14 protein-coding genes and 1 other RNA gene are annotated in these 13,420 nt (G+C 66.7%); 5 read left to right on the top strand and 10 right to left on the bottom strand.

The features are described 5' to 3' along the window. The first annotated feature begins 82 nt into the window (after window positions 1–82). Complete coding sequence (locus tag K307_RS28080; protein ID WP_042884088.1) at window positions 83–1,477, top strand: M23 family metallopeptidase; 1,395 nt, start codon at window positions 83–85, stop codon at window positions 1,475–1,477. A gap of 2 nt (window positions 1,478–1,479) precedes the next feature. Continuing rightward, window positions 1,480–2,610: an anhydro-N-acetylmuramic acid kinase gene (locus K307_RS28075; RefSeq protein ID WP_419187185.1), complete on the top strand. Its 1,131-nt coding sequence runs from the start codon at window positions 1,480–1,482 to the stop codon at window positions 2,608–2,610. A 3-nt stretch (window positions 2,611–2,613) separates the two neighbouring features. Here K307_RS28075 and K307_RS28070 read toward each other — a convergent pair whose 3' ends face one another. Continuing rightward, entirely contained in the window at window positions 2,614–3,516 is a 903-nt protein-coding gene (locus K307_RS28070) for a LysR family transcriptional regulator (protein ID WP_042884087.1), read from the bottom strand. 90 nt (window positions 3,517–3,606) lie between these two features. Here K307_RS28070 and K307_RS28065 point away from each other — a divergent pair, with 90 nt between their 5' ends. Continuing rightward, window positions 3,607–4,404: a phytanoyl-CoA dioxygenase family protein gene (locus K307_RS28065; protein ID WP_042884086.1), complete on the top strand. Its 798-nt coding sequence runs from the start codon at window positions 3,607–3,609 to the stop codon at window positions 4,402–4,404. A gap of 59 nt (window positions 4,405–4,463) precedes the next feature. Here K307_RS28065 and erpA read toward each other — a convergent pair whose 3' ends face one another. From erpA to rplM, 4 genes are all read right to left on the bottom strand, one after another. After that, entirely contained in the window at window positions 4,464–4,832 is a 369-nt protein-coding gene (erpA, locus tag K307_RS28060) for an iron-sulfur cluster insertion protein ErpA (RefSeq protein WP_010813904.1), read from the bottom strand. 101 nt (window positions 4,833–4,933) lie between these two features. Then, window positions 4,934–5,422 carry a bactofilin family protein gene (locus K307_RS28055; RefSeq protein ID WP_042884085.1) on the bottom strand — a complete coding sequence of 163 codons (489 nt, stop codon included), beginning with the start codon at window positions 5,420–5,422 and terminating at the stop codon, window positions 4,934–4,936. 257 nt (window positions 5,423–5,679) lie between these two features. Further along, window positions 5,680–6,072 carry a 30S ribosomal protein S9 gene (gene rpsI / locus K307_RS28050; protein ID WP_019447061.1) on the bottom strand — a complete coding sequence of 131 codons (393 nt, stop codon included), beginning with the start codon at window positions 6,070–6,072 and terminating at the stop codon, window positions 5,680–5,682. Between the two features lie 12 nt (window positions 6,073–6,084). After that, on the bottom strand, window positions 6,085–6,513 hold the full coding sequence (gene rplM / locus K307_RS28045; protein ID WP_010813907.1) for a 50S ribosomal protein L13: 429 nt from the start codon (window positions 6,511–6,513) through the stop codon (window positions 6,085–6,087). Between the two features lie 727 nt (window positions 6,514–7,240). Here rplM and K307_RS28040 point away from each other — a divergent pair. Further along, complete coding sequence (locus K307_RS28040; RefSeq protein ID WP_018008793.1) at window positions 7,241–7,663, top strand: OsmC family protein; 423 nt, start codon at window positions 7,241–7,243, stop codon at window positions 7,661–7,663. Between the two features lie 51 nt (window positions 7,664–7,714). Here the strand turns inward: K307_RS28040 and rnpB are convergent. The 5 genes from rnpB to K307_RS28020 all read right to left on the bottom strand — a co-directional run bounded on the left by rnpB (window position 7,715) and on the right by K307_RS28020 (window position 12,404). Beyond that, window positions 7,715–8,055, bottom strand: an RNA gene (gene rnpB, locus K307_RS44760) — RNase P RNA component class A. Window positions 8,056–8,099: 44 nt separating this feature from the next. Continuing rightward, entirely contained in the window at window positions 8,100–8,927 is an 828-nt protein-coding gene (locus K307_RS28035) for a DUF3025 domain-containing protein (RefSeq protein WP_042884084.1), read from the bottom strand. A gap of 21 nt (window positions 8,928–8,948) precedes the next feature. Beyond that, window positions 8,949–9,983, bottom strand: coding sequence for a dihydroorotase (gene pyrC / locus K307_RS28030; protein WP_022533558.1), 1,035 nt, complete (start codon window positions 9,981–9,983; stop codon window positions 8,949–8,951). A 46-nt stretch (window positions 9,984–10,029) separates the two neighbouring features. Continuing rightward, window positions 10,030–11,334 (bottom strand): glycerate kinase type-2 family protein, encoded by a 1,305-nt coding sequence (locus tag K307_RS28025; RefSeq protein ID WP_042884083.1) that lies wholly within the window; start codon window positions 11,332–11,334, stop codon window positions 10,030–10,032. Continuing rightward, entirely contained in the window at window positions 11,331–12,404 is a 1,074-nt protein-coding gene (locus tag K307_RS28020) for a tartrate dehydrogenase (RefSeq protein ID WP_042884082.1), read from the bottom strand. The genes K307_RS28025 and K307_RS28020 overlap by 4 nt, the downstream gene beginning before the upstream one ends. A 134-nt stretch (window positions 12,405–12,538) precedes the next feature. Between K307_RS28020 and K307_RS28015 the strand changes: the two genes are divergently transcribed. Continuing rightward, complete coding sequence (locus K307_RS28015) at window positions 12,539–13,369, top strand: class II glutamine amidotransferase (protein ID WP_042884080.1); 831 nt, start codon at window positions 12,539–12,541, stop codon at window positions 13,367–13,369. The last annotated feature ends 51 nt before the right edge of the window (window positions 13,370–13,420 follow it).

Here is a 13,420-nt window from a genome sequence, read left to right as displayed (position 1 = left end):
ACGCGCCGCACCTCGGGGGAGGAAGGCAGACGAGACACATCGTTCCGGCAGCGGTGCCCAGACCAAGGTTGAATTTTACGTGATGTGGTCCAGACTCCGCGAAGTTTTCGCGCGCGAGCTGGTGGTTCTCGTCGACCCGACCAACCCCCAGCATGCGCGCCGGCGCAAGCAACTGACGGCCTCGGTGGGCGCGATCTTCACGCTCGGCATGGCCGCGGCGATGGGCGTTGCACCGCGCAGCGCCTTTGACGATCCGCTCGCCCCGCGCACGCAGCAGACGCTGCGCATGCCCGATGTGCGCGAGCAACTCGAACAGCTTACCGATTCCGAGGCCGTCTACGTGCGCGAAGAGCGCATGCAACGCGGCGACACCATTGGCAGCCTGCTGCGCCGCCTCGGCGTGGACGATCCCGATGCGCAGGCCTTTATCGTCAAGAACCCCACCGCGCGCGGCCTGTTCAACCTGAACCCGGGCCAGGCGGTGCAGGCTGAGATCGACGAGAGCAATATGCTGGTGTCGCTGCAGGCCAACCTCGGCGGTGACGCCGCGGCTTCGCGCGAACTGGTGATCGAACGCGTGCGCCCGGCCGGCGAGAACACCAACGCCACATACAAGGCCAAGGTCCTGCGCGTGGACAACGACGTGCAATACGAGATGGCCTCCGGCGCGATCTCCGGCGGCGGCTTCTTCAAGGCCATGGACGCGGCCAACGTGCCCGACGAGGTCGTGCAGCAGATGCTGTCGATCTTCTCCGGCGTGATCGACTTTCACCACGATATCGCCAGCGGCGACCGCTTCCGCATCATCTACGAGGCGGGCTTTCGCGACGGCACCTTCGTGCGCAACGGCCGCGTGATCGCGATCGAGCTGATCAACCGCAACCAGCTGCACCAGGCGCTGTGGTTCTCGCCCGAGGACAGCAAGGACGGCACCGGCGCCTACTACACCTTCGACGGACGCAGCATGAAGCGGCCGTTCCTGCGTTCGCCGGTGGAGTTCTCGCGGGTCTCGTCGGGCTTCGGCGGCCGCGAGCATCCGCTGCATCACGACTGGGCCCAGCACAAGGGCGTGGACTTCGCTGCGCCGACCGGCACCAAGGTGCTCGCCACCGGCGACGGCGTGGTCGAGTTCGTCGGCCAGCAGAACGGCTACGGCAATATCGTCATCCTGAACCACGCCAACGGCTACTCGACCTACTACGCGCATTTGTCCGGCTTTGCCGGCATGCGCCAGGGCCAGCCGGTACGGCAGGGCCAGCTGATTGGCTATGTCGGCTCGACAGGCTGGGCCACCGGCCCGCACCTGCACTATGAATTCCGCTTCAATGACGTGCCGCAGAACCCGCTGACCATCACGCTGATGGAATCGCCGGCGCTGAGCGGCAAGTCGCGCCAGGAGTTCCAGACCTACACCAGCGGGCTGCTCAGCCGCATCAATGCGCTGCGCACCTACAACGTGCTGACCGCCTCCAACTGACCGTGACCCTGGCCGCGACTGGCAGCGAACGTTATATCGGCATCATGTCCGGCACCAGCATGGACGGTGCCGATGCCGTGCTGGTGGATTTCAGCGGCGCGCGGCCCGCGGTGCTGGCGGCCGCCAGCCAGCCGTTCCCGGAAACCCTGCGCGCGGCATTCTCCGCCCTGCAGCAGCCGGGCGAGGACGAGATCCATCGCGAGGCGCTGGCGGCCAATGCGCTGGCACAAGTCTATGCGGACTGCGTGGCCATGCTGCTGCGCGAGGCGCAACTCGGCGCCGGCTCGATTGGCGCCATCGGCGCGCACGGGCAGACCATCCGCCACCGCCCGGGCCTGTACGACGGCATCGGCTACACGCGCCAGAGCCAGCATCCGGCGCGACTCGCCGAGCTGACGGGCATCGACGTGGCCGCGGACTTCCGCAGCCGTGACGTGGCTGCCGGCGGCCAGGGCGCGCCGCTGGTGCCGGCGCTGCATCATGCGCTGTTCGGCAGCGATGCCGAGACCCGCGTCGCGTGCAATATCGGCGGCATTTCCAATATCAGCATCCTGCCCGGCGCGGGCGGCACCGTCAGCGGCTTCGACTGCGGCCCGGGCAATGCGCTGCTCGATTACTGGATTCACCGCCACCAGGGGTTGCCGTTCGACAGCAACGGCGACTGGGCAGCCAGTGGCCGCGTCGACGCTGCGCTGCTGGCACAGTGCCTGGCGGAGCCCTATTTCAGCGCGCCGCCGCCCAAGAGCACCGGGCGCGACCTGTTCCATCCGGGCTGGCTCGAAGCCCGTCTCGCATCGTTCCAACATCTCGCACCCGCCGACGTGCAGACCACGCTGGCGGCACTGACCGCCGAGGCCATCGCACGCGACGTGCGCACGCACGCGCCCGAGGCGCGCCGCCTGGTCGTCTGCGGCGGCGGCGCCCGCAACGCCTTCGTGATGGCGCGGCTGGCTCAGGCGCTGCCGGGCGTGGCCATCGAAACGTCCGAAGACTACGGCGTGCCCGTCTCGCAGGTCGAGGCCATCGCCTTTGCCTGGCTGGCGCGCCAGTGCGTGCTGCGCCTGCCGGGCAACGTGCCCACCGTGACCGGCGCCGCCGGGCCGCGCGTGCTGGGCGCCATCTATCCGCGCTGAGCGCTACGCCCGCAGCACTGCGCCGCCCTCCTCCACCCAATCCATGAACGCCTGCGCCAGCGGCGAGGCGCGCATTGCCGGTGAGCGCGCCAGCACCACGCGCTGCGGCGTCACCGGCTCGCGCAGCGGCAGGCAGGCGATCGGCATGCCGTCGTAGCTGTGGTCGCCGGCGGGGCGCGTGCACGACAGCGCCACGCCATAGCCGTGCGCCACTAGCCCGCGCTGCATCTCGAAGGTCTGCGTGTACTGGTGCAGGGTCGGATGCAGGTCGTGCGCCCAGAACAGCGACAGGAAGTACTCGCGCGTCTGCGGGATGTCCTCGAGGATCAGCTGCTCGCCGGCGAGGTCGGCCAGGCTCACGTCCGCGCCACGCGCCAGCCGATGGCTGGCGGGCAGGAGCGCGTAGGGCGGCAGCTGCGCCAGCGTGCGGCGCTCGGTGCGCGTGTCGAGGCCGAGGTCATAGGTCAGCGCCAGCTCGGCCTTACCAGCCTGCAGCGAACGGTGCACGGTGGCGAGGTCGGCTTCGAACAGCGTGACCGACACGCCTGGATGGCGCTGCCGGAATCCCGCCAGCAGGCGCGGCACGAAATACGGCCCCAGGTCCTGGAAGCAGGTCAGCGACAGCTGGCCGCTGAGGCCCGGGCCGGCATCGTCGGCGGTGAGGCCGGCCGCCAGCGCCAGGATGTCGCGCGCACGACCCAGCAGGCGCTGCCCGGCCGGCGTCAGGACCAGCCCGCGGCTGACCTGGCGCTTGAACAGCGGCTCGCCCAGCGTGTCCTCAAGCTGTGCGATCGCGGTGGACACGGACGGCTGCGACACATGGCGCGCACGGGCCGCGGCGCTGATGCTGCCGTGCTCGGCGGCGGCAACGAAGTATTCGAGCTGGCGGAAGGAGAAGGCAATCATGATTTCCTATATCGCAACATAGGGAATATATGCTTTTCCTATCCCTCCCGGGTGTCGATACTGACCGCATTCCCCAAACGGAGCCCCGGCATGGACAACACAAAGGAACAGATCGAGACCTACCAGCGCGATGGCGTACTGGTGCTGCGGGGCGTGTTCACGGAGTGGGTCGAGCGCCTGCGCGATGGCTTTGCGCAGAACCTGGCCGAGCCCGGTCCCTTTGCCATCGAGAACGTGCGGCCCGGCGAGAGCGGCCGCTTCTTCGAGGACTATTGCAACTGGCAGCGCATCGCGCCATTCGATGCCTTTATCCGTCAGTCAGCGGCGGCGGAGATCGCCGGCCGCATCATGCGCTCACAGACGGTGCAGGTGTTCCACGAACACATCCTGGTCAAGGAGCCCGGCACGGCCAAGCCCACGCCGTGGCATCAGGACCTGCCCTATTACTGCGTCGATGGCACCCAGACCGCGAGCTACTGGATCCCGCTGGACCCGGTGACGCAGGCCAATACGCTGCGCGTCGTGGCCGGCTCGCACCGCTGGCCGCGGTTGGTGCGGCCCAAGCGCTGGGCCAGCAATGAGAACTTCTACGGCGGCGACGATACCTTCATGGAAATGCCCGACGTGGAGGACGGCAGCCATACGCTGCTCGCGCCGGAACTGGAGCCAGGCGATGCGGTGGTGTTCGACTTCCGCACCGTGCACGGCGCCGCGGGCAACACCGGCACCGGCAGGCGGCGCGCGTTCTCGGCGCGCTTCCTGGGCGACGACGTGCGTTTCATGCAGCGTCCCGGGCGCACCTCCCCGCCCTTCCCCGGCATCGGCCAGCAGACCGGCGAACGCATGCGCGAGGACTGGTTCCCGGTGGTCTGGCGCGCCGCGCGGTAATCCGCCGCCACAAAAGAAAAACGCAGCCTAAGCTGCGTTTTTCCTGGGGACCGGGCGGGTCAGACCGAGAACGACGAACCGCAACCGCAGGTGGTCGAGGCATTCGGGTTCTTGATCACGAACTGGGCGCCGTTGATGTCTTCCTTGTAATCGATCTCGGCGCCGACCAGGTACTGGTAGCTCATCGAGTCGATCAGCAGGGTGACGCCGTTCTTGACCATGGTGGTGTCGTCTTCGTTGACTTCCTCGTCGAAGGTGAAGCCATACTGGAAGCCGGAGCAGCCGCCGCCCTGCACGAACACGCGCAGTTTCAGTTCGGCATTGCCCTCTTCCTCGATCAACTGCTTGACCTTGTCGGCGGCGCTGTCGGTAAAGACGAACGGTGCCGGCACGTCCTCGGTAACGGGTGCCTCTGCGACTGCGTTCATGGGGTGTTCTCCTGTTTAGATACGCCTGTATTCTAAGCGCTACTGGAAGATCGTGCCGAAACCCTGTGTTTTCAAGGGATTCCCGGCGTGTCTGAGGCCACTCAGGCGGCCTTTTCAGTGGGACTGGACTGGTCCGCGGGAGTTTCGTCGTCCTTGCCCGCCGCACCATCCGCCGCTTGCGTCACTTCGGTCACCGGTCCCGCCTCGACGACGTTCGGCAGCGCCTTGATCTCGCCTTGCGCCAGCGGCATCAGGCGGCCCTCCACCAGCGCGCCCTGGTGCATTTCCAGCGCCGCATAACGCACGTCACCCAGCACGCGGGCGTTCGGCTGCAGTTCCAGCAGGTCGGTGGCCTGCACGGGACCCTTGACGGTGCCGTTCAGCACCAGGTGACCCACACTGATCTCGCCTTCGACCATGCCCTTTTCGCTGACCACCAGCATGCTCGGTTTGCCGGGCGCCGCGATGATATTGCCGCGCACGCGCCCGTCCAGGCGCAGGCCGCCGGCAAACACCAGGTCGCCGTCGATGGCGGTGTCTTCGCCGAGCAGCGTATCGATCGAAAGGCCTTTCTTCTTCGAAAACAACATCGCTCTCACTCCTCTCTTGTTCGTACCGGGCCCTGCGGGCCGGGGCGCAATCGCCGGCGGCAGACGCCTTGCCGTTGGCGACAGGGCGTGATTGTATCCGCGTGCAGCCGATACCCCACAAAAGTATGGCGGCCAATCCGCTATTTCGGCAGGCTGTTGCGATTTCGTACCCCGACGGGCGAAAAAAAACCGCACGACCAGCGTGCGGTTTTTTCCGGCTTCGCAAGATCCGGCAGTACCGGATCCGCGAAAACGCATCAGCGCTTCGAGAACTGCTTGCGACGACGCGCCTTGTGCAGACCGACCTTCTTACGTTCCACTTCACGTGCATCGCGCGTGACGTAGCCAGCCTTCGACAGGGCCGACTTCAGGGTCGCATCGTAGTCGATCAGGGCACGGGTGATGCCGTGGCGCACTGCGCCGGCCTGGCCGGTTTCGCCACCGCCGGTCACGTTGACCTTGATGTCGAACGTTTCGCCGTGGGCGGTCAGTTCCAGGGGCTGGCGCACGATCATCAGCGAGGTTTCGCGAGCGAAATACTCTTTGATGGGCTTGCCGTTGACGACGATGTCGCCCTTGCCCGACTTGATGAAGACACGAGCCACAGCGCTCTTGCGGCGGCCAGTACCGTAATTCCAGTTACCGATCATGGATTGGCCTCCTTAGATTTCCAGCGCCTTGGGCTGCTGCGCTTCGTGCGGATGCTCGGCTTCGGCGTAAACCTTCAGCTTCTTGATCATCGCGTAGCCCAGCGGACCCTTCGGCAGCATGCCCTTCACAGCCTTTTCCAGGGCACGGCCCGGGAAACGCTGCTGCATCTTGCCGAACGTCGTTTCGTAGATACCGCCCGGGTAACCCGAATGGCGATAGTACTTCTTGTCCGTTTCCTTGGTACCCGTGACACGCAGCTTGGCTGCATTGACGATGATGATGTAATCACCCGTGTCGACGTGCGGAGTGAATTCCGGCTTGTGCTTGCCGCGCAGACGGCGTGCCACTTCGCTGGCGACACGGCCGAGGACTTTGTCCGTCGCGTCAATCACGTACCAGTCGCGCTTTACCTCATGAGGCTTGGCGGAAAAGGTCTTCATGATTTTTCCTGACTATTGGTTCGTACCCGTAATCCGACTCGCGAAGGCTTGTACTCGCCCCTGCAAGTCTTGTGGCCGGTCCCTGAGACTGGCCTGGTCCTGCTTTCTTCTTCCGCGGGCATGACGGAAAAGCCGTCGATTATACTGGCGCCTGCCGCAGTGGCACAAGCAAAGACTGATCTTTTCGTCAAGATCGTTGCGACTCGGCGCCGAGCCGGGGCAGTCTCGAGCACTTTCCAGCGGCCGTATAGCCAGACCGTAGGGGCGAAAAAAAACCCAAGCTGTTGAGCTTGGGTTTGAATCCACCAAAGGAGGAGGGTGGAGGAGACACTTGGAGATCGACGGGGGACTTGCGGGGCGGTGCGCAGGGCTTGGCCGGGAGGCTTCGCTTTCGCACTCTGGCGCGCTGTGAGCGCCGTCGTTCAATGATTGGAATTATACATGGGGTTTTCCCGGATGCAAGTGAAATTTGTAGTGCGAAATGCAATTCCATATTGCGGAAAGCGGCACAACCTTCGCCCGCGACTAAAATCACGTTTAAAATCAACAACATAGCCGCATCGTGACGGCGTCACCAAGCAGTCACATTAGAGGAAACCCTCAGATTTCCTAAGGATATCGGCATCCCGGGCCCAAACTTGACGATGCCATATACTAAGAATTGCAAGATGCGAGATCACTCGCTTGTGACCGGAAACTCACAACACAAAGCACAGGAACGAACAAAATGGAATGCAAAGTAACATGGATGGGCGCGGACGGCATGAGCTTCGTCGCCCAGACCGGCAGCGGCCACATCGTTGCGATGGACGGCGCGCCCGAGGGCGGCGGCCATAACCTGGCGCCGCGGCCGATGGAGATGGTGCTGCTCGGCACCGGCGGCTGCACCGCCTATGACGTGGTGCTGATCCTCAAGCGCGGCCGCCAGGACGTGACCGGCTGCAGCGTGCAGCTGCAGGCCGAGCGCGCCGGCGAGGACCCCAAGGTCTTCACCCGCATCAACTTCCATTTTGTGGTGACCGGCAAGAATCTCAACCCCGCCACGGTCGAGCGCGCGATCAAGCTGTCGCACGAGAAGTACTGCTCGGCGTCGATCATGCTGGCCAAGACGGCCGAGATCACGCACACGCTGGAAATCGTCGAAGGCTGAGGGAAGTTGCAGACCCGGTCAGCCGTGGCGGCGCCGGGTCATGCCGAAGAAGAGCAAAGCAGGCCGATAAGCCGGATTCTGTGCGCGCTGCCCGCCTTGCGGCTTGCGGCGCGTGACAACCATTCCTCTAGGCCGGCTGTTACCAGCCGGCTCCAGCTCCCTACCCGCAGGCTCAGCGGGCCGCTTCATCGCCTGCCTATTTGGGATTGCTCCAGGTGGAGGTTACCGCGTTTCACCCTTCCCGCCGGGCGAACCCGGCGGCAAGACTCGTCTCTGTGGCCCTATTCCGCACGTTGCCGTGGATGGCTGTTAGCCAACACCCTGCCCTGTGGAGTCCGGACTTTCCTCCCCCTGCACCTTGCGGTGCAGGCAGCGGTTGCCTGGCCTGCTTTGCGGCCCGCAGTCTAACACCGAATCACGGCGAAGGTCGCTGCCGTCAGCCCGCGGCCAGGTCGCGGCGCCGTCCCGGGCGGAATACCGTGGTGTCGGCATAGAAATCCGGCGCTGCATTCGCGTCGCACCAGCCAGGGACGCCCATGACCGGCAGCGGCGCGAAGCTGCGCCCGCCGCGCAGCGCACCGGCATGGACTGCTGTCTTCAGTGATTCAGCCAGCACACCGTCCAGCGTCGCGTCTGCCAGCGCGCCCCGAGCAAGCGGCAGTACCCACGCATGTGCCGTCACCGCCTTGTACGGCTGCACCAGCTTTTCGAGCAGCGCATGCCCGAACGGCACTAGCGCGCAGGACTCACCCCACGCGGGCCGGTTCTCGACAAAGAGCCGCTGCCATGCAAACCCCTTGAGCGCATCGGCCAGTCCCGCGTCGGCACTGACAAACAGCGCCGCGTTCTCATCGAACAATGTGGCCGCATCGCGCACGCCGCCGCGCGTCGTCTGCACACCCTCGCGCGCGATGACCTCGGCCTGGACCTCGTTGAGCAAACGCTTAGTGCGCGGGAAATGCAGCCAGATCAGCGCGTTGAAGAAATCGTGGAGATTGTCCCGGGTCGGGACTTCGCCGGTGGCGTGGATATGCGCCTCGTAGGCGCTGCCTTCAGGCAAGGCCTGCTGGGCGATAAAGCGCAGCGGCTGCCCGCGCGCGTTGCGCAGGCACAGCGCTTCGGCCTGCGCGTCGAGCAGCGCACGCAGGTCGGCGCCGCCCTGCATCGCCGCGGCCAGCGCGGCGCCTTGCACGGCGAAAGGCCGGAACCACGGCCGGGACCAGTCGATCCCGGCCAGCGCGGCGGCGAAGGGTTCGTCCGCCACGCAAGCCTGCCTACGCAAGGCTCAGCGGGCCTTCCAGCGCAGCGTCTCGCCGCCGCGCAGCGGCACCAGCGTGGTGTCGCCGTAGGGCAGCTCGGCCGGCAGTTCCCAGTCCTCGCGCTCCAGCGTCAGCGTGCCAGTATTGCGCGGCAGGCCGTAGAAGGCGGGACCGTTGAAGCTGGCGAAAGCCTCCAGCTTGTCGAGCGCGCCGGCGGCGTCGAAGGCCTCGGCGTACAGCTCCATCGCATGCAGCGCGGTATAGCAGCCGGCGCAGCCGCAGGCGTGTTCCTTGAGCCCGCGCGCGTGCGGCGCGCTGTCGGTGCCCAGGAAGAAGCGCGGGCTGCCCGAGACGGCGGCCGCCACCAGCGCCTCGCGGTGAGTTTCGCGCTTGAGGACCGGCAGGCAGTAGTAGTGCGGGCGGATGCCACCGGTGAAGATGGCGTTGCGGTTGTACAGCAGGTGGTGGGCGGTGATGGTCGCGCCGACCGGGCCGCTGGCCTCCAGCACGTATTGGGCGGCGTCCTTGGTGGTGATGTGCTCGAACACCACCTTCAGCTCAGGCATGTCGCGGCGCAGCGGCGTCATCACGCGCTCGATAAAGACGGCCTCGCGGTCGAAGATATCGATGCTCGGATCGGTCACCTCGCCGTGCACCTGCAGCGGCAGGCCCTCGCGCTGCATCGCTTCCAGCGCGGCGTAGCAGCGGCGGATATCGGTCACACCGGCGTCGCTGTTGGTGGTGGCGCCAGCCGGGTACAGCTTGACGCCGTGCACGAAGCCGCTCGCCTTGGCGGCGACGATCTCTTCGGCCGTGGTGTTGTCGGTCAGGTACAGCGTCATCAGCGGCTCGAACTGCATGCCGGCCGGCAGCGCGGCCAGGATGCGGGCGCGGTAGGCCTGGGCCTGCGCCACCGTGGTCACCGGCGGCTTCAGGTTGGGCATGATGATGGCGCGCGCGAACTGGCGTGCGGTGTCGGGCAGCACGGCGGCAAGCGCCGCGCCGTCGCGCAGGTGCAGGTGCCAGTCGTCCGGGCGGGTGATGGTGAGCTTCTGGGTCATGGCTTGCTTGGGCCGGCCGCCGGGCGGCGGCAGGCGTTCGTCGTAATCAGAGAATCAGGATGGCGCGGTAGTCGTTCACATTGGTGCGGGTCGGGCCGGTGACCACCAGGTCGCCGATGGCGTCGAACAGGCCCCAGGCGTCGTGCGCGTCGAGCTGGCGCTGCCCCGGCAGGCCGGCGGCTTCGGCGCGCGCCAGCGTGGTCGGGTCGGCGAGCGCACCGGCGTTGTCTTCCGAGCCGTCGATGCCGTCGGTGTCGGCCGCGATCGCGTGCACGCCGGGCATGCCGCCTAGTTCAACCGCCAGCGACAGCAGGAACTCCGAGCAGCGGCCACCGCGCGCCTTCGCGCCGCCGCCGGCCGGCAAAGTGACCGTGCACTCACCCCCGGAAATCAGCACCACGGGCGCTGCAAACGGGGCATTGTACGCGCGAATCTCGCGCACCAGCGCGGCGTAGACCCGCGCCACTTCGCGCGCTTCGCCGGTCACGGTATCGCCAAGCACCACCGGGGTGATGCCGCGTTCGCGGAACAGCGCCGCGGCCGCCTCCAGGCTGCCGTGGGCGGTGGCGATCATGCGGTTGTCGACCCGCCCGAACAGCGCATCGCCCGGCTTGGGCGTCTCCGGCACCTCGCCGCGCGCGCCGCGCTCCAGGTGCGACTGCACGCTGGCCGGCACCTGCGCGCCGTAGCGGCGCAGGATTTCCAGCGCCTCGGTAAAGGTGCTGGGGTCGGCCACGGTCGGACCCGAGGCGATCGCGCTGGGATCGTCGCCGGCCACGTCCGAGACGATCAGCGTGGTTACCGGCGCCCGGCTCGCCTGCGCCAGCCGCCCGCCCTGGATGCGCGAGATGTGCTTGCGCACGATATTCATCTCGGTGATCGGCGCGCCACACCGTAGCAGTTCCTTGGTGGTGGCCTTCAGGTCGGCCATCGGGATGCCTTCGGCCGGCAGCGACAGCAGGCTGGAGCCGCCGCCCGAGACCAGTACCAGCAGCCGGTCCTGCTCGGTCAGCGCCTGCACGCTGGCCAGGATCTCGGCCGCGGCCTGCTCGCCGGACTCGTCGGGCACCGGGTGGCCGGCCTCGATCACGCGCACGTGGTCGGTCGGCATGCCGTGCGCGTAGCGCGTGACCACCAGCCCTTCCAGCGTGGCCTTGCCGTCATAGGCACGCTCCACCGCCGCGGCCATCGACGCGGCGGCCTTGCCCGCGCCGACCACCAGCGTGCGGCCGCCCGCGTGCGGCGGCGGCAGGTGCTGCGCCACGATCTGCAGCGGATCGGCCGCCGCCACGGCGGCGTGGAAGCTTTCCAGCAGCAAGGCGCGGGGATCGCCCGCGAAGCCCGCGCTCACAGCGCCTCCGCGATGGCGCGGCCCAGGTCGGCGGTACCGGCCTTGCCGCCGATATCGCGCGTCAGCGGCGCGTGCTCCGGCCCGGCGGCCAGCACCTTCTCGATCGCACCCAGCACGGCGGCGCCGGCGTCATCGTGGCCCAGGTGCTCCAGCATCATGGCGCCGCACCAGATCTGGCCGATCGGGTTGGCCACGCCGCGCCCGGCAATGTCCGGGGCCGAGCCGTGCACCGGCTCGAACAGGCTGGGGAAGGTACGGTCCGGGTTGATATTGCCCGACGGCGCGATGCCGATGGTGCCGGTACAGGCCGGGCCCAGGTCGGACAGGATGTCGCCGAACAGGTTGCTGGCCACCACCACGTCGAACCAGTCAGGGTGCTGGACGAAGTGGGCGGTCAGGATATCGATGTGGTACTTGTCGACCTTGATGCCGGGATAGTTGGCCGCCATCGCCTCGACCCGCTCGTCCCAGTACGGCATCGTGATCGAGATGCCGTTGGACTTGGTGGCCGAGGTCAGGTGCTTCTTGGGGCGCTTCTGCGCCAGCTCGAAGGCGAACTTCAGGATGCGATCGACGCCGGTACGGCTCATCACGGTTTCCTGCACCACGATCTCGCGCTCGGTGCCCGGGAACATGCGCCCGCCGATGCTGGAGTACTCGCCCTCGGTGTTCTCGCGCACCACGTAGAAGTCGATGTCGCCCGGCTGGCGGCCGGCGAGCGGGCTTTTAATGCCCGGCATCAGCCGCACCGGGCGCAGGTTCACATACTGGTCGAACGAGCGCCGGAACTGCAGCAGCGACCCCCACAGCGAAACGTGGTCAGGCACGGTATCGGGCCAGCCCACCGCGCCGAAATAGATGGCGTCGTACTTCACCAGCGTGTCGAACCAGTCGTCAGGCAGCATCTTGCCGTGGCGCGCGTAGTAGTCGCAGCTGGAAAAGTCGAAGTGGTCCCACTGGAAGTCGATGCCGAAGCGGCGCGCCGCGGCATCCATCACGCGAATGCCCTCGGGCATGACTTCCGTGCCGATTCCGTCTCCGGGAATCACGGCGATCTTGTATTGGCGCATAGTTCTTTGGGGAGTACGAGCAGATGGCCGGGGCCGCGCGCGGCCCGGAGCGCGCTTGGCAGCGGCGCGAACGCGCGGGATAATGTCTGCATTCTATTGCAAAGCGGCAGCCTGCTGCCGACCGGTGCCCCGCCATGTGCCAGTTGCTAGGCATGAACTGCGCCACGCCAACCGACGTGACGTTCTCCTTCACCGGCTTCGCCGCCCGCGGTGGCCTGACCGACCACCACGCCGACGGCTTCGGCGTGGCCTTCTTCGAAGACAAGGCCTGCCGCCTGTTTATCGACAACCAGTCCGCCGGCACCTCGCCGGTGGCCGACCTGATCAAGCGCTACCCGATCAAGTCCAAGAACGTCATCTCGCATATCCGCAAGGCGACCCAGGGCACCGTGCTGCTGGAGAACTGCCACCCTTTCATGCGCGAGCTGTGGGGCCGGCACTGGATCTTTGCCCACAACGGCGACCTGAAGGGCTTCTCGCCGTTCCTGTCCGGCGTCTACCAGCCGGTGGGCGATACCGACAGCGAACTGGCCTTCTGCACGCTGATGCAGGGCCTGCGCAAGCGCTTCCCGGGCTCGCAGCCGCCGCTGAACGAGCTCGGCCATGCGCTGGCGGACATTACCCGCGAGATCACGCTGCACGGCGTCTTCAACTTCCTGCTGTGCAACGGCCAGGCGCTGTTCGCCCATTGCTCCACGCACCTGTACTACCTGGTGCGGCAGTGGCCGTTCTCGACCGCGCACCTGATCGACGCCGACCTGTCGATCGATTTCGCCCAGGTAACCACGCCGGACGACCGCGTGGCGGTGATCGCCACCCAGCCGCTGACCGACAACGAGACCTGGACGCGGTTTGCGCCGGGCGAGCTGATCATGTTCGAGGACGGCCGGCCGACGATGACGCTGACGGTGCCGATTCCGCCTGAGGTGCAGGCGAAGAATGCGGCCAACACCGCCTGCACCTGAGCCGTTGATCGATAAAAAAGGGACGCCGAGGCGTCCCTTTTGCTTGCAAGG

Origin of the sequence: Cupriavidus necator A5-1 (assembly GCF_000744095.1) — a bacterium.
Lineage (GTDB): Bacteria > Pseudomonadota > Gammaproteobacteria > Burkholderiales > Burkholderiaceae > Cupriavidus > Cupriavidus necator_A.
This window is presented reverse-complemented; position numbering and strand designations above follow the sequence as displayed.